Below are 14,504 nucleotides of genomic sequence, written 5' to 3' on the forward strand. Positions count from 1 at the left end.
GTGGCCAAGGTGACGCGGGATGACGTAGCGCGACTTGCGGGTACTTCTACCGCCGTCGTGAGCTACGTCATCAACAACGGACCCCGGCCGGTCGCCCCGGCCACGCGCGAGCGTGTCCTCGCCGCGATCAAGGACCTGGGCTACCGCCCGGACCGGGTCGCCCAGGCGATGGCGTCGCGGCGCACCGACCTCATAGGCATGATCGTCCCCGACGCCCGCCAGCCGTTCTTCGCGGAGATGGCGCACGCGGTCGAGCAGGCCGCCGCCGAGCGCGGAAAGATGGTCCTGGTCGGCAACAGCGACTACCGCACCGAGCGCGAGGTCCACTACCTGCGGGCCTTCCTCGGGATGCGGGTCTCGGGCCTGATCCTGGTCAGCCAGGGCATGAGCGAGCAGGCCGCCGGCGAGATCGAGGCCTGGGACGCCCGCGTGGTGCTGCTGCACGAGCGCCCGGAGGCGATCGACGACGTGGCGGTCGTCACGGACGACATCGGCGGCGCCCAGCTCGCCACCCGGCACCTGCTGGAGCACGGGCACGAGTACGTCGCCTGTATCGGCGGCATCGAGAACACCCCGTCGGTCGGCGACCCGGTCGCCGACCACGTCGAGGGCTGGCGCAGGGCCATGCTGGAGGCTGGCCGCTCGGTCGAGGGCCGGCTCATCGAGGCCCCCTACAACCGCTACGACGCCTACACGGTCGCCCTGGAGTTCCTGGCGCGGCCGGACCGGCCGACGGCCGTCTTCTGCGCCACGGACGACCAGGCGATCGGTGTGCTGCGCGCCGCGCGCGAGCTGCGCATCGACGTGCCCGGGGAGCTGGCGGTGGCGGGCTTCGACGACGTCAAGGAGGCGGCCCTCACGGACCCGCCGCTGACGACGATCGCCTCGGACCGCCCGGCGATGGCCCGCGCGGCGGTGGACCTCGTCCTGGACGACGGGCTGCGGGTGGCCGGCTCGCGCCGTGAACGCCTCAAGCAGTTCCCGTCGGCCCTGGTGATCCGCCGCTCCTGCGGCTGCCGGTAGCCGGTACGGAGACGGGCCTTCTCAGTAGGACAGGAGGAAGGCCAGCAGGAAGAACACCGGGGGCAGCGCCGCGGCGAGTGCCACCGAGCAGCCGCTCGGGGGGTTGCGGGGATCGGCGGCCGACGCGGCCAGCAGCATGAGCGACGCCGCGGCAACCGGCCAGAGCCCGAACGGGGCCCCGATCAGCGACACCCACAGCAGGATCATCCCGGTGAGCAGGCCGGCGCGGGTGAAGGCCCCGGGCGCCGTGCGCGCGAGGAGCGGCAACGCTGCGACGACGAGGAGCACCACGTACACGCGGGGCAGGAGGTACCCCGTTCCCGCCGTCGCCGCCCACACCGTCGCGGCGGCCGTCACCGCGGCCGCCGCCACCGCCAGCCGCCAGGGCTTGCGGGACACCTTCTGCCGCACGACCTCGGCCATGGCGAACCCCCGATCCGCATTTGAACATGTTCATTTGAACATGCTCAAGGTAGCGGATGGCGAGGACGGCGGAAAGGGCGGCGGGAAGCGTCCTTACATCGGGCATACGCGGTTCTGTCGGGCTTCTCAGGCCGGACTCAGGAAGCTCTCATCAACGGCGGGGAGAGTCGTGTCATGACCGAGAGCTTCCGCCGCGAAGGCGAGTACCCGCAGGAACACCGCCCCCAGCACGCGCCGTTCGGCGAGGACTGGCAGCGCGGACGCGACCGGCTGGCGCACGAAGCCGGGGCCGGGACCTGGGCCGGGGCGTATCCGCCGCCGCCCTCCTACCCGCCGGCCGCGCCCGGTTGGCACGAGGCGCACCAGCCGCCGGTCATCCGCGGCGAGACGGTCCCGGCGGCGGCCGGCGGCGAAGGCGGCGGCGCGGAGGGCGCCGGCCTCCCGCAGGGTCCGGCCCACGCCGCCCCCGACCGGCGTGCGAAGAAGCCGGTCGCCCTGCTGGCCGCCGTGGCCCTCGTCGCCGCCCTGGTCGGCGGCGGCACCGCGGCCGCCGTGCAGCAGCTGCTGGACCGGCAGGGCGGCACCGCCGGCGGGGTCAGCGGTACGAACGTCTCGCAGTCCAGCACCGGCACCGTCGCCGGCATCGCCGAACAGGTCAGCCCCTCGGTCGTCCGCATCGACACCCGTACCGGCTCCGGCCAGGGCACCGGCTCCGGCTTCGTGCTCACCGCCGACGGCGAGATCGCCACCAACAACCACGTCGTGGACGGCGCCACCGAGATCCAGGTGACGACGAGCGACGGCAGGAAGTACCAGGCCAGGATCGTCGGCACCGACCCCGACAAGGACCTGGCGCTGATCAAACTCCAGGACGCGTCCGGCCTCAAGCCCGCCAGGCTCGGCGACTCCGGCAGCGTCAAGGTCGGCGACCAGGTCGTCGCCATCGGCTCGCCCGACGGTCTCACCGGTACCGTGACCAGCGGCATCGTCTCGGCCCTGGAGCGCGAGGTGAAGGTCCCCAAGTCGGAGCAGAGCTCCCCGCAGAGCCGACAGCGGGGCGGTGACAGCTGGCCCTTCTCCTTCGGCGGCCGGCAGTTCAACGGCGACACCGGCTCGAACACCACCTCGTACAAGGCGCTCCAGACCGACGCCTCCCTCAACCCCGGCAACTCCGGAGGCGCCCTGCTCAACATGAACGGCGAGGTCGTGGGCATGCCCTCCGCGATCTACTCCCCCGCCTCGGCCGGTTCCGCCGCGGGCAGCGTGGGCCTCGGCTTCGCCATCCCCGTCGACACGATCAAGGCCGACCTGGACTCGCTCCGCAAGGGCGGCCCCGGCGGCAAGGGCTCCGGCGGAGACTCCCGCACCTCCGGCGGCGACTCCTTCGCCAACGGCTTCGGCACCTCCTTCTGAGGGGCGTCCGGCCCGTGCGACGCTGGAAGCTCCGTCGTCACCCGTCGGACCCCGCGGCCGGCCAGCACACCTGGGAGACCCATCCATGAACCCCGCCGAAGGCGAAGCCCGGATCCTCGTCGTCGACGACGAGCCGGCCGTACGCGAGGCCCTGCGCCGCAGCCTCGCCTTCGAGGGGTACGCCGTGCAGACCGCCGTGGACGGACTCGACGCCCTCGACAAGGCGGCCTCCTACGCCCCCGGCCTCATCGTGCTGGACATCCAGATGCCCCGGATGGACGGGCTCACGGCCGCCCGCCGGCTGCGCGCCTCGGGCAGCACCACCCCGATCCTGATGCTCACCGCCCGCGACACCGTCGGCGACCGCGTCACCGGCCTCGACGCGGGCGCCGACGACTACCTCGTCAAGCCCTTCGAGCTGGACGAGCTCTTCGCCCGCGTCCGCGCCCTGCTGCGCCGCAGCTCCTACGCCGCCCGGCAGGCCGGCCCCGACGCGCACGAGGACGCCCTGTCCTTCGGCGACCTGCGCATGGACCTCACGACGCGCGAGGTCACCCGGGCCGGGCGGCCGGTGGAGCTGACCCGGACCGAGTTCACGCTGCTGGAGATGTTCCTCGCGCACCCGCGCCAGGTCCTGACCCGCGAGCAGATCCTCAAGACGGTGTGGGGCTTCGACTTCGAACCCAGCTCCAACTCCCTGGACGTGTACGTGATGTACCTGCGCCGCAAGACCGAGGCGGGCGGCGAGCCGCGCCTGGTCCACACCGTGCGCGGGGTGGGCTACGTCCTGCGCTCCGGCGACGGCGGGCCCGAGTGAGCCCGCTCGCCCGCTTCCGCGCGCTGCCGCTGCGCTCCCGGCTGGCCCTGCTGGTCACGGTGGCGGTGGCGCTGGCCGTGGCCACCGTGGCCGGGGTGTCCTGGGTGGTGGTACGGGCCCAGCTCGACAACCAGCTGAACCAGTCCCTGATGGCCACCAACCCGACCAGCCAGGTGCTGGACCGGCTGCGCAGCGGCTGCCCGGCCCGCCCGCCGGCCCAGCCCCAGCAGGACATCGCCGAAAAACTGAACGCGACCGTCCAGATCGTCACGGCGGACGGCAACCACTGCTGGGTGAGCGGCCAGACCGACCTCCCGGTCCTCGCCCTGGACAGGGAGGTCGCGACGGGCCGCAAGAACAAGGCCCTGCACGACGCGACCACCGACAACGGCGTGCGGATGCGCGTCTACACCTTCGCCGCGCAGACCACCCCCGGTGCGCCGATCTTCGCGGTCTCGGTGGCCCGGCCGCTCTCCGACATCGACAAGCCGCTGTCCACCCTGGCCTGGGTGCTGCTGCTGGTCTCCGCCCTCGGCATCGCCGGCGCCGGCGCGGCCGGCCTGTGGGTGGCCCGTACGGGGCTGCGGCCCGTGGACGAGCTGACCGAGGCCGTCGAGCACATCGCCCGCACCGAGGACCTGACGGTGCGCATCCCCGACGAGGGCGACGACGAGATCGCCCGCCTGTCGCGGTCCTTCAACTCCATGACGGCGGCCGTGGCCTCCTCCCAGGAGCGGCAGGCCCAGCTGATCGCGGACGCCGGGCACGAGCTGCGCACCCCGCTGACCTCGCTGCGCACCAACATCGAGCTCCTCGCACGCAGCGAGGAGACCGGCCGGGCCATCCCGCCCGACGACCGGCGGGAGCTGCTGGCCTCGGTCAAGGCGCAGATGACGGAGCTGGCGTCGCTGATCGGGGACCTGCAGGAGCTGTCCCGGCCGGACGCGGCCGCCCCGGGCCGGCTGGGTGTCGTCGCCCTGCACGAGATCGCCGAAGCCGCGCTGTCGCGGGCCCGGCTGCGCGGCCCGGAGCTGGTCTTCACATCGGACCTGCGGCCCTGGTACGTACGGGGCGAGGCGGCGGCGCTGGAGCGGGCCGTGGTCAACGTCCTGGACAACGCGGTGAAGTTCAGCCCGCCGGGCGGCTCGGTCGAGGTGGCGCTGCGGGCGGGCGAGCTGACCGTACGGGACCACGGGCCCGGCATCCCGGCGGAGGACCTGCCGCACGTGTTCGAGCGGTTCTGGCGGTCCCCCTCGGCCCGCGCCCTGCCCGGCAGCGGCCTGGGCCTGTCGATCGTGGCCCGTACGGCGGCCCGCGCGGGCGGCAGTGCCGAGCTGCGGGCGGCGGGGGACGGCGGCCCGGGCACGGAGGCGGTGCTCCGCATCCCGGGCGCGCCGACGCCGCCGCCGTCGGAGCCGCCGTCGGAGCGCCCGCCGGAGCCGCCGTCGGATCGGTCAGTTGTGCCCGATCAGTGAGGCGACCAGGCCGGAGCGGGTGTTGGGGAAGTCCATGGGGACGATGCCCAGCCCGGTCCGGCCGGCCATCTCCCCGCCGTCGACGAAGGAGTGCGCCTGCGGGTTGAGGCGGTCGGAGTTCCAGCGCGGCGGCAGGTAGGCCGAGGTGCTGACGTAGTTGACGAAGAGCCTGCCGGGCTGCTGGACGGCCTTGCGGAAGTGGTTCTCGATCTTCCCGCGCTTGGCGAAGGGTTCGGCGTTCCAGTCGTCCTGGATGTCGAAGACGCCGCCGTCGCCGTAGCGCAGGCCCGGCAGGCCCCCGTTGTCCGCGAGCAGGACCACCTTGCCGCGGGCCTGCCCGAGGGTGGGCAGGGTGTCGGCGATCCGGAACAGCGGGCGCCAGCCGCGGCGGTCGAGGTAGTCGTCGAAGACGGCTCGGAAGGCGGCGTCGCTCTCGCCGGAGTACTCCTGCTTGACCCGCATCAGGACGGTCTCGCCCGGGTGGGCGGCGAGGAAGTTCCAGCAGGCGACCAGGACGTCGCCGAACATCAGGTCCTGGAAGAAGGACCCGTGGTGGATCGCGAAGGATCCGCCGGTGACCCGGCAGCGGACGTCGAGGAAGCGGATGCCGGAGTCGAGCTGCTGGGCGATCGAGGTGTTCGGGCAGGCGACGTACAGCCCGCCCCTGGTCGCGCCGGAGTCGTGGGTGCCGGGGATGGTCATCCGCTGGAGGGCGGTGGAGTCGCCGAGGCCGGACATCCAGTCCTGGGTGCCGAGCGCCGCGGCGGCGGCGGGAGCGGCTGCGGCCCCCAGCCCGGCGGCCGCTCCCGCGGCCAGTGCACCGGCGAGGAACGCCCTCCGGCCGATGCCCGTGCCCGGGCGCGTGTCCGTGCGCGCGCCCGCGCCCCTACCGGTGGCCTCGCCCGTGCCGGCGCCCGTACCGATGCCCGCCATGCCCGCCATGCCCGCCCCTTCGCCGACCCGATGACGGCCGGATTATGGCGTGCACACGTCACGGTTGCCACCCGTCGGCAGCGGTCAGTCTTCGAGCAGACCGACCATCTCGCGCAGCCCCCGCAGCAGCTCCCGCCCGTCCGGCGCCTCCTCGGGGTCGGTCAGGGCCTGCACCATCACCCCGCTCAGCAGCGCGATGTGCATCGACCCCAGGGCGCGTACGTCCGCCTCCGACACCTCCGACTCCGGCACCCCGCGCAGCGCCGCGGCCACCATCCGGCGGTTGCGGCGCTGCCCCTCGGCCAGGATCACGAGCAGTTCCGGTGAGGACTGCGCGTGCACGAAGGCCTCGACCGAGGCCAGCCACAGCCAGCGCATCTCGCCGAAGTCCCGGATCTTGCGGTCCCAGGTGTCGGCGTAGCGCTCCCCCGCGGTCTCGCCCTCGCCGGCGAGCCGGCCGGAGCCCGCCGCCCACTCCTCCATCGCGGCGAACAGCGCCTGGTTGAGCAGCGCCTCGCGCGAGCCGAAGTGGTAGCCGATCGCGGCCATGCTCACCTGGGCGGCCGTGGCGATGTCGCGCACGGTCGTGCGCAGATAGCCCTTCTCCTCCAGGCAGCGCCGGGCGCCGGCCAGCAGGTCCTCGCGATTTCCCATGCCGGGATCGTATCCAGCGCCTCCGCTTGGGCGAGCGCCCAAGACAAGCGTATTGCGCGCTTGCCCAAACACTGGCAGGGTGAGGTCATGGCAGAGATCCACGGCCCCACGGAAGGCAGGAACATGCGCCACGAGCTGAAGATCGACGACCGGACCCTCTCCTACCTGGACTTCGGCGGCACCGGCCGGCCGCTCCTCGCCCTGCACGGCGGCATGTCCGAAGCCCTCGCCTTCACCGGCCTCGCCGCCGCACTCGGCGACGACTGGCGGGTCATCGCCCCCGACCAGCGCGGCCACGGCGACTCGGACCGGGCGGCCCACTACCGCCGCGAAGGCTACGTGTCCGACGCCGTCGCCCTCCTGGACCACCTGGGCCTGGACACCCCCGTCGCCCTCCTCGGCTACTCACTCGGCGGACTCAACGCCTACCACCTGGCCGCCGCCCACCCGGACCGGATCTCCGCGCTCGTCGGCGTCGACGCCACCGTCGACATCCGCATCCCCGACGGACCGCAGTGGTTCGACTTCCTCGACGGCCTCCCCTACACCGCCCCCACCCGCGAGGAGCTCCTCGCCGCCGCCGGACCCGCCGCCCCCTTCGTCGCCGACGGACTGCGCCCCCTCCCCGACGGCACCGGCTGGCGCCTGGCCTACCACCCGCAGGACATGCTCGACTCCATCCACGCCTGCGCCGGCGACCACTGGGACACCTGGCTCGCCGGCAACTGCCCGGCCCTGCTGGTCCACGGCACCCACAGCCAGGCGCTCACGCAGCCCGTCGCCGACGCGATGACCACCCGCCGCCCGAAGACGTCGTACGCGCCCCTCGACGGAGACCACTTCGTACCGTTCACCGACCCGGACGGCTTCCACCGCACCGTCGCAACCTTCCTGGCGGCCCTCTGAACCGCCCCGTTCCCCGCGCCACGGGGGTGCACGGGGAAACGCCGGAGGGGCGGCGGGCCGACTGGCAGGCCCACCGCCCCTCCGGGCGCGCGCTGTGGTGCGGGGGTACTACTTGACGACGGTGATCCGGTTCGCCGCCGGCGGGGCGATCGGCGAGGACGCCGAGGAGTTCTTCGTCAGGTAGGCGTTGAAGCAGTCCAGGTCGGACGCGCCGACCAGCTTGTTCTTGTGCTCCTTCAGGACGGTGAAGCCGTCACCGCCACCCGCGAGGAACTCGTTCATCGCGACCCGGTAGGTCTTGGCGGGGTCGATCGGGGCACCGTTCAGCCTGACCGAGTCCACGACGATGCGGTCCGCGCCCGCCTTCGTCATGTCGAGGGTGTAGGTGAAGCCCTTCGACACCTGCAGGATCTTCGGGTTCGCCCCGTTGACCGGCCCGCTGACCTGCTGCTGGAGCGCGGTGATCAGCTGCGCGCCGGTCAGGTCCACGATGTTCATCATGTTGGTGAACGGCTGGACCGTGAAGGACTCGCCGTACGTCACGACGCCGTCGCCCTCGGAGCCCGAGGCCTTGTAGGCGAGGTCGGAGCGGATGCCGCCCGGGTTCATCAGGGCCAGCTGCGCGCCGCCCTTGTCCGCCGGGGCGAGCGCCTCCAGCTGCGCGTCGGCGATCAGGTCGCCGAGCGGCTTCTCGGGCTCCGCCGAGCCGCGGCCCGGGATGTCCGCCGAGATGAAGCCCTGCGGGCGGTTGGCGATCGGGGCCGCCAGGGCGTTCCAGCGACCGAGCAGCTCGGTCATGTCCGCGGCCTTGGGCTGGTCGCGGTGGACGACCTTGTTGACCGGCTTGGGCGCGCTGACCGGCGTACGGACGATGTCCTTGGTCTGCCGGTCGTAGGTGAGCGTGGTGTCCGTGAACAGACGGCCGATGGAGGCCGCCGAGGTCACCGCGCGCGGGTTGCCCGCCGGGTCGGGGATGTTGCAGGCGTAGGCCTGGTGGGTGTGGCCCGTGACCAGCGCGTCGACCTTGGCGTCGACGTTCTTGGCGATGTCCACGATCGCACCCGAGATGCCGGCGCCGGCGCCCGGGACGTCGCAGTCGTAGTTGTACGCGCCGTTCGCGGGCAGACCGCCCTCGTGGATCAGCGCGACGATCGACTTCACGCCCTGCTTGTTCAGCTCGGCGGCGTACTTGTTGATCGTCTCGATCTCGTCGCCGAACTTGAGGCCCTTGACGCCCTCGGCCGTCACGACGTCCGGGGTGCCCTCCAGGGTGACGCCGATGAAGCCGATCTTCACGTCGCCCTTCTTCCACACGTAGGTGGGCGACATCAGGGGGCGCTTGGTCTTCTCGTCGGTGACGTTCGCGGCGAGGTACTGGAAGGTGGAGCCCGTGAACTCCTTGCCGAACTCGTAGCAGCCCTCGACCGGGTGGCAGCCGCCGTACGCCATGCGGCGCAGCTCTGCCTTGCCCTCGTCGAACTCGTGGTTGCCGACGCTGCTGACGTTCAGCCCCAGCTTGTTCAGCGCCTCGATGCTCGGCTCGTCGTGGAAGAGACCGGACAGCATCGGGCTGCCGCCGATCATGTCGCCGGCCGCCGCGGTGACGGAGTACTCGTGGCCCTTGCGGGCCTCGCGCAGGCTGGTCGCGAGGTACTCGACCCCGCCCGCGGGTATGGCCTTGGTGGTGCCGTCGGCCTGACGCTCCGTCACGGTGCCGGAGGAGCCCTGCGGGGGCTCCAGGGTGCCGTGGAAGTCGTTGATCGACAGCATCTGCACTTCGACGGTCCGGCTCTTGGCCTTACCGCCACCACTCGCGGCACCGGCCGGCAGTGCGGCCGCGACCATCGCTCCGGCTCCGGCCGTGACGGCGAGGGCGGCGAAGGTCAACCGGCGGTTTCGACGGTGCCGTTGTGGCGTCGCTGACATTTAGTCCCCTTTGCGGACAGCGGTACTGCATGGGAGGTCCGCCGAAGCCTAAGGTCAACGCGCGTAGCTCTACCAGGGGGTAACCGGTATCGCGTTGGTTACGCGCAAAGAAGGACCGACCCCGCGCCCGTACTCCACCCGGCGGCCGGGACGGTCGTAGGCTCGTTCCATGACTGACGCAAGCGCGGGCCCGGAGCCGGGACGGCAGATCAAGACCCTCGACGAGCTGACGGGGGAACAGGCCGACGCCGTCCTCGACCTGATCGAGGACGCGGCGCGTACGGACGGCACCACCGCCGTCTCCGAACAGGGAAGGCTCCAGCTGCGCGGAGGACCCCGCGCGGGTGTCCGGCACTTCCTGCTCACCGACGGCGGCCGACTCGCCGCGTACGGGCAGCTGGAGGACACCGACCCGGTGGAGGCACCGGCCGCCGAACTCGTCGTACACCCCGCCCTGCGCGGCCGCGGCCACGGACGGGCCATGGGGATGGCCCTGCTGGCCGCCTCCGGCAAGCGCCTCCGGGTCTGGGCCCACGGCGGCAAGTCCGCCGCCCGGCACCTCGCCCAGGTACTGGGCCTGACCCTCTTCCGCGAGCTGCGCCAGCTGCGCAGGCCGCTGGCCGAGGGGGCCCCGCTGCCGGACCCGGTCCTCCCGCCGGGCGTGACCGTACGGGCCTTCCAGCCCGGCAGCGACGACGCGGCCTGGCTCGCGGCTAACGCGGCCGCCTTCGCCCACCACCCCGAGCAGGGGTCGCTCACGCAGCGCGACCTGGACGACCGGATCGCGCAGCCGTGGTTCGACGCCAAGGGGTTCTTCCTCGCCGAGCGCGACGGCGAGCTGGTCGGCTTCCACTGGACGAAGGTCCACGCGGCGGAGCAGCTGGGCGAGGTCTACGTGGTCGGCGTCCTGCCCGGCGCCCAGGGCGGGGGCCTCGGCAAGGCCCTCACCGCGATCGGCCTCCAGCACCTGGCGGCCCAGGGCCTGCCGACGGCCATGCTCTACGTCGACGCCGACAACCCGGCGGCGCTGGCCGTCTACGAAGGCCTCGGCTTCACCACCCACGAGGTGGACCTGATGTACCGCACGGAAAGCTGACCCCAAGCCCCGCCGGCGTTCGAGGCGCGGGGGCCCGGGGGCAGCGCCGCCGCACCGGCACACCCCACGCCCCCGCCGCCTCGTCCAACCCCGCCGGCACCCCATCCAGCCCCGCCGGCGTTCGAGGCGCGGGGGCCCGGGGCCGCGCCGCCGGCAACGCCGCCGCACCGGCACACCCCCGAACGCCACACGCCATTCACCGGGCATTCAGAACCGCTTGCGACCCTCCCCGAATGCAGCCCCGCCTCCGGCCGACAGCCAACCCCTCCGACGCGCCTGTCCCGCCGCTCGCGCGGAAGAATGGAGACATGAGCCACAAGCCCAGCGCCGGCCCCACCGAGGTCCCCGCCCAGCACCCGTCTCACACGTCCGCGTCCGCGTCCGCCGCCGCCAAGCCCGGGGCCGGCAGGGCCACCGCCAAGGACACCGGCAAAGCCGCCGGCCAGGGCCCCGGCACCGGCGCCGCCGCGCACGCCCGCATAGGCTCCATCGCCGCGCACCGCCCGCACGTCGGTTTCGACCCCGACCTCGACGCCGACCTGGACGCCTACGACGACAAGGACGGCGGGGAACTCCCCCCGAACCGCTTCCTCGACCGGGAGCGCAGCTGGCTCGCCTTCAACGAGCGGGTGCTGGAGCTCGCCGAGGACCCGACGACCCCGCTCCTGGAGCGCGCCAACTTCCTGGCGATCTTCGCGAGCAACCTCGACGAGTTCTTCATGGTGCGGGTGGCCGGCCTCAAGCGGCGCATCGCGACCGGTGTCGCCACCCGGTCGGCCTCAGGCCTGCAGCCCCGCGAGGTGCTGGACCTCATCTGGACGCGCTCGCGTGAACTCATGGCCCGCCACGCCGCCTGCTTCCAGCAGGACATCTCCCCGGCGCTGGCCGAGGAGGGCATCCACCTGATCCGCTGGCCCGACCTCACCGAGAAGGAGCAGGCCCGCCTCTTCACGCTGTTCCGGAACCAGATCTACCCGGTGCTGACCCCGCTGGCCGTGGACCCCGCGCACCCCTTCCCGTACATCTCCGGCCTCTCCCTCAACCTGGCCGTGGTCGTACGCAACCCCGTCAGCGGCCACCGCCACTTCGCCCGCGTCAAGGTGCCGCCGATCCTCTCCCGCTTCCTGGAGGCCTCCCCGCAGCGCTACGTCCCGCTGGAGGACGTCATCGCCGCGCACCTGGAGGAGCTGTTCCCCGGCATGGAGGTGCTCGCGCACCACATGTTCCGCGTGACCCGCAACGAGGACCTGGAGGTGGAGGAGGACGACGCCGAGAACCTGCTCCAGGCCCTGGAGAAGGAACTCATGCGGCGCCGCTTCGGCCCGCCCGTGCGCCTGGAGGTGGAGGAGTCCATCGACCCCGGCGTCCTGGACCTCCTCGTGCAGGAACTGAACGTCAACGCCTCCGAGGTGTACCCGCTGCCCGGGCCCCTGGACCTGACCGCCCTCTTCGGGATCGCCTCCCTGGACCGGCCCGAGCTCAAGTACCAGAAGTTCGTCGCCGGCACCCACCGGGACCTCGCCGAGGTCGAGTCCGCGCTCGCCCCCGACATCTTCGCCGCCCTGCGCGAGCGCGACGTCCTGCTGCACCACCCCTACGACTCCTTCTCCACCTCCGTGCAGAGGTTCCTGGAGCAGGCCGCCGCCGATCCGGACGTCCTCGCCATCAAGCAGACGCTCTACCGCACCTCCGGCGACTCCCCGATCGTCGACGCCCTGATCGACGCCGCCGAATCCGGCAAGCAGGTCCTCGTACTCGTCGAGATCAAGGCCCGCTTCGACGAGCAGGCCAACATCAAGTGGGCGCGCAAGCTGGAAGAGGCCGGCTGCCACGTCGTCTACGGGCTCGTCGGCCTCAAGACCCACTGCAAGCTGTCCCTCGTCGTCCGCCAGGAAGGCGACCAGTTGCGCCGCTACGCCCACGTCGGCACCGGCAACTACCACCCCAAGACCGCCCGCCTGTACGAGGACCTCGGCCTGCTCACCGCCGACCCGCAGGTCGGCGCGGACCTCTCCGACCTGTTCAACCGGCTGTCCGGCTACTCGCGCCGCGAGACCTACCGACGGCTGATGGTCGCGCCCCGCTCGCTGCGGGACGGCCTGATCGCCCGGATCGACAAGGAGGCCGCCCACCACAAGGCCGGCCGCCCCGCGTACGTGCGCCTCAAGATGAACTCGATCGTCGACGAAGCCCTCATCGATTCGCTCTACCGGGCCTCCCAGGCGGGAGTGCCCGTCGACATCTGGGTGCGCGGCATCTGCGCCGTCCGCCCAGGGGTACCGGGACTGTCGGACAACATCCGGGTCCGTTCGATCCTCGGCCGCTTCCTGGAGCACTCCCGGGTCTTCGCCTTCGGCAACGGCGGCGAGCCGGAGGTGTGGATCGGCAGCGCCGACATGATGCACCGCAACCTCGACCGCCGTATCGAGGCACTGGTCAGGGTCGCCGACCCGGCCCACCGCGCGGCACTGGACCGGATGCTGGAGACCGGCATGTCCGACGCCACCTCCTCCTGGCACCTGGGCCCTGACGGCGAATGGACGCGGCACAGCACGGACGCCGACGGCCAGCCGCTGCGGCACGTACAGGAGACGCTCATCGACGCCCGGAGGCGCCGGCGTGGCTCGGCCAAACCCTGACCCGGCGGCGGCCCGGGCCGTGGCCAGGCCGCTGGCCAGGTCCGGGGCCGGGGATGCGGGCGACGTGCTCGGCGCGTACCTGCGCTCCCAGGCCACGGCCTTCCTGCGCGGCCTGCGCCTGCACCAGGAGGGCGGGGCCGGCGCCGCGGGGAGCGGCGACGCGGTGCGCGGCCTGCGCGGGGCCGCGCACCGCATCAGCGGAACACTGGCCACGTTCCGGGCGGTGACCGAGCCCTCCTGGGCCGACGGGCTGCGCACCGAGCTGGTGTGGCTCTCCTGCGCCCTGGCCGACGAGCACGCCTGCACCGCCCGCCTGGTCCGGCTCGTCGACGCACTGCACCGGCTGTCGGGGCCCGCCGGGCTCCCCGCGCCACGCGGTACGGCCGGCGCCCCGGCCACGGGCTCGGCGCGCGCGGCCGCGCTGCTGGAGCGCCGGCTGACCGCGGCCCGTACCCAGGCCCGCACCGCCACCCTCCAGGCCCTCGGCTCGTCCCGCTTCCACGCGCTGGCGGACGCGGTGGCGGTGCTGGCCTCCGAGGTCCCGCTCGACCCCGCCGCGGCCCGCGGACGGGCCGAAGCGGTCCTCGCGCCCCTCGCCGCCGCGGCCGAAACCCGACTGTCTGCCGCGGTCGCCTCACTGCCCCCGGCCGCCGGCGGCGAGGCGGCACCGAGCCCGTACGACGCGGGCCACGACAGCCGCTGGCACGAGGTGCACCGCCTCCTGCGGCTCCACCGGTACGCGCGGGAGGCCCTGGGCGGGAACGTCGCCCGGACGGCGGCCGCCGGCGAGGCCCTGGACCGGCAGCGGGACGCCGTCGAGGCCGCCGCAGCGGCCACCGCCGCCGCCCGCACCCCCCGGATCGCCCCCGCGACGGCGTACGCCCTGGGCGTCCTGCACGCCGACCAGCGCCACCAGGCCGAGGCGGCGAGGGGTGACTTCCGGCACCTCTGGCTCCGGGAACCGGCGGCCGCCCCACGGTAACGGCGGGACAACGGATGATGGCAGGCGTGTACGGACGCCCCGGAACGCACCGGGTCGCCCGCCACGGTTCACCGTCCGTTCACTCGGGCCGGTCGGCCGCTTCACCTGTTCAGCCTACTTTCGGTCGTGCAAGGAGTCGGCGGCCCACGGAGCGGGGCGGCCGCCCCGCGCGACCCGACGCAGCAGTCCTCTTCGCACGCCGCCCGGTACGAACGGA

The 14,504-nt window shown here is 73.1% G+C and carries 12 protein-coding genes; 8 read left to right on the forward strand and 4 right to left on the reverse strand.

All coding sequences use genetic code 11. The features are described 5' to 3' along the window. On the forward strand, nucleotides 1-1,023 hold the full coding sequence (locus BSL84_RS15365; RefSeq protein WP_030030865.1) for a LacI family DNA-binding transcriptional regulator: 1,023 nt from the start codon (nucleotides 1-3) through the stop codon (nucleotides 1,021-1,023). A 21-nt stretch (nucleotides 1,024-1,044) separates the two neighbouring features. On the opposite strand, the gene BSL84_RS15370 is transcribed toward BSL84_RS15365, so the two are convergent. Beyond that, on the reverse strand, nucleotides 1,045-1,446 hold the full coding sequence (locus BSL84_RS15370) for a hypothetical protein (RefSeq protein ID WP_030030866.1): 402 nt from the start codon (nucleotides 1,444-1,446) through the stop codon (nucleotides 1,045-1,047). A gap of 174 nt (nucleotides 1,447-1,620) precedes the next feature. On the opposite strand from BSL84_RS15370, the gene BSL84_RS15375 reads away from it, so the two are divergent. The 3 genes from BSL84_RS15375 (at nucleotide 1,621) to BSL84_RS15385 (ending at nucleotide 5,151) form a co-directional block, all read left to right on the forward strand. Further along, the gene (locus BSL84_RS15375; RefSeq protein WP_045323290.1) at nucleotides 1,621-2,859 is read left to right on the forward strand and encodes a S1C family serine protease; all 1,239 of its coding nucleotides are present in this window, start codon (nucleotides 1,621-1,623) and stop codon (nucleotides 2,857-2,859) included. 85 nt (nucleotides 2,860-2,944) lie between these two features. Beyond that, entirely contained in the window at nucleotides 2,945-3,676 is a 732-nt protein-coding gene (locus BSL84_RS15380; RefSeq protein ID WP_030031470.1) for a response regulator transcription factor, read from the forward strand. Next, complete coding sequence (locus BSL84_RS15385; RefSeq protein WP_045323291.1) at nucleotides 3,673-5,151, forward strand: sensor histidine kinase; 1,479 nt, start codon at nucleotides 3,673-3,675, stop codon at nucleotides 5,149-5,151. Before BSL84_RS15380 ends, BSL84_RS15385 begins: the two co-directional genes overlap by 4 nt. On the opposite strand, the gene BSL84_RS15390 is transcribed toward BSL84_RS15385, so the two are convergent. Continuing rightward, nucleotides 5,131-6,093: a phosphatidylinositol-specific phospholipase C gene (locus BSL84_RS15390; RefSeq protein ID WP_234363466.1), complete on the reverse strand. Its 963-nt coding sequence runs from the start codon at nucleotides 6,091-6,093 to the stop codon at nucleotides 5,131-5,133. The genes BSL84_RS15385 and BSL84_RS15390 overlap by 21 nt on opposite strands. Nucleotides 6,094-6,168: 75 nt before the next feature. Next, nucleotides 6,169-6,738: a TetR/AcrR family transcriptional regulator gene (locus BSL84_RS15395; protein WP_075970547.1), complete on the reverse strand. Its 570-nt coding sequence runs from the start codon at nucleotides 6,736-6,738 to the stop codon at nucleotides 6,169-6,171. An 87-nt stretch (nucleotides 6,739-6,825) separates the two neighbouring features. Here BSL84_RS15395 and BSL84_RS15400 point away from each other — a divergent pair, with 87 nt between their 5' ends. Further along, nucleotides 6,826-7,644 carry an alpha/beta fold hydrolase gene (locus BSL84_RS15400; protein ID WP_234363467.1) on the forward strand — a complete coding sequence of 273 codons (819 nt, stop codon included), beginning with the start codon at nucleotides 6,826-6,828 and terminating at the stop codon, nucleotides 7,642-7,644. Nucleotides 7,645-7,752: 108 nt separating this feature from the next. On the opposite strand, the gene BSL84_RS15405 is transcribed toward BSL84_RS15400, so the two are convergent. Continuing rightward, nucleotides 7,753-9,570 carry a bifunctional metallophosphatase/5'-nucleotidase gene (locus BSL84_RS15405; RefSeq protein ID WP_030028687.1) on the reverse strand — a complete coding sequence of 606 codons (1,818 nt, stop codon included), beginning with the start codon at nucleotides 9,568-9,570 and terminating at the stop codon, nucleotides 7,753-7,755. Between the two features lie 169 nt (nucleotides 9,571-9,739). Here BSL84_RS15405 and mshD point away from each other — a divergent pair, with 169 nt between their 5' ends. The 3 genes from mshD to BSL84_RS15420 all read left to right on the forward strand — a co-directional run bounded on the left by mshD (nucleotide 9,740) and on the right by BSL84_RS15420 (nucleotide 14,287). Further along, nucleotides 9,740-10,666, forward strand: coding sequence for a mycothiol synthase (gene mshD, locus BSL84_RS15410; protein ID WP_030028688.1), 927 nt, complete (start codon nucleotides 9,740-9,742; stop codon nucleotides 10,664-10,666). 308 nt (nucleotides 10,667-10,974) lie between these two features. Then, nucleotides 10,975-13,305, forward strand: coding sequence for an RNA degradosome polyphosphate kinase (locus BSL84_RS15415; protein ID WP_234363468.1), 2,331 nt, complete (start codon nucleotides 10,975-10,977; stop codon nucleotides 13,303-13,305). Beyond that, nucleotides 13,286-14,287 (forward strand): CHAD domain-containing protein, encoded by a 1,002-nt coding sequence (locus BSL84_RS15420; RefSeq protein WP_420718782.1) that lies wholly within the window; start codon nucleotides 13,286-13,288, stop codon nucleotides 14,285-14,287. Before BSL84_RS15415 ends, BSL84_RS15420 begins: the two co-directional genes overlap by 20 nt. The last annotated feature ends 217 nt before the right edge of the window (nucleotides 14,288-14,504 follow it).

Origin of the sequence: Streptomyces sp. TN58 (genome assembly GCF_001941845.1) — a bacterium.
In the GTDB taxonomy this organism is placed as follows: Bacteria; Actinomycetota; Actinomycetes; order Streptomycetales; family Streptomycetaceae; genus Streptomyces.

What these genes read in the sequence shown, in the direction of transcription:
- BSL84_RS15415 (WP_234363468.1), top strand. Translation starts at nt 10,975, where the DNA reads ATGAGCCACAAGCCCAGCGCCGGCCCCACCGAGGTCCCCGCCCAGCAC.
- BSL84_RS15405 (WP_030028687.1), bottom strand. Translation starts at nt 9,570, where the DNA reads ATGTCAGCGACGCCACAACGGCACCGTCGAAACCGCCGGTTGACCTTC.
- BSL84_RS15390 (WP_234363466.1), bottom strand. Translation starts at nt 6,093, where the DNA reads ATGGCGGGCATGGCGGGCATCGGTACGGGCGCCGGCACGGGCGAGGCC.
- BSL84_RS15375 (WP_045323290.1), top strand. Translation starts at nt 1,621, where the DNA reads ATGACCGAGAGCTTCCGCCGCGAAGGCGAGTACCCGCAGGAACACCGC.
- BSL84_RS15380 (WP_030031470.1), top strand. Translation starts at nt 2,945, where the DNA reads ATGAACCCCGCCGAAGGCGAAGCCCGGATCCTCGTCGTCGACGACGAG.
- BSL84_RS15395 (WP_075970547.1), bottom strand. Translation starts at nt 6,738, where the DNA reads ATGGGAAATCGCGAGGACCTGCTGGCCGGCGCCCGGCGCTGCCTGGAG.
- mshD (WP_030028688.1), top strand. Translation starts at nt 9,740, where the DNA reads ATGACTGACGCAAGCGCGGGCCCGGAGCCGGGACGGCAGATCAAGACC.
- BSL84_RS15400 (WP_234363467.1), top strand. Translation starts at nt 6,826, where the DNA reads ATGGCAGAGATCCACGGCCCCACGGAAGGCAGGAACATGCGCCACGAG.
- BSL84_RS15370 (WP_030030866.1), bottom strand. Translation starts at nt 1,446, where the DNA reads ATGGCCGAGGTCGTGCGGCAGAAGGTGTCCCGCAAGCCCTGGCGGCTG.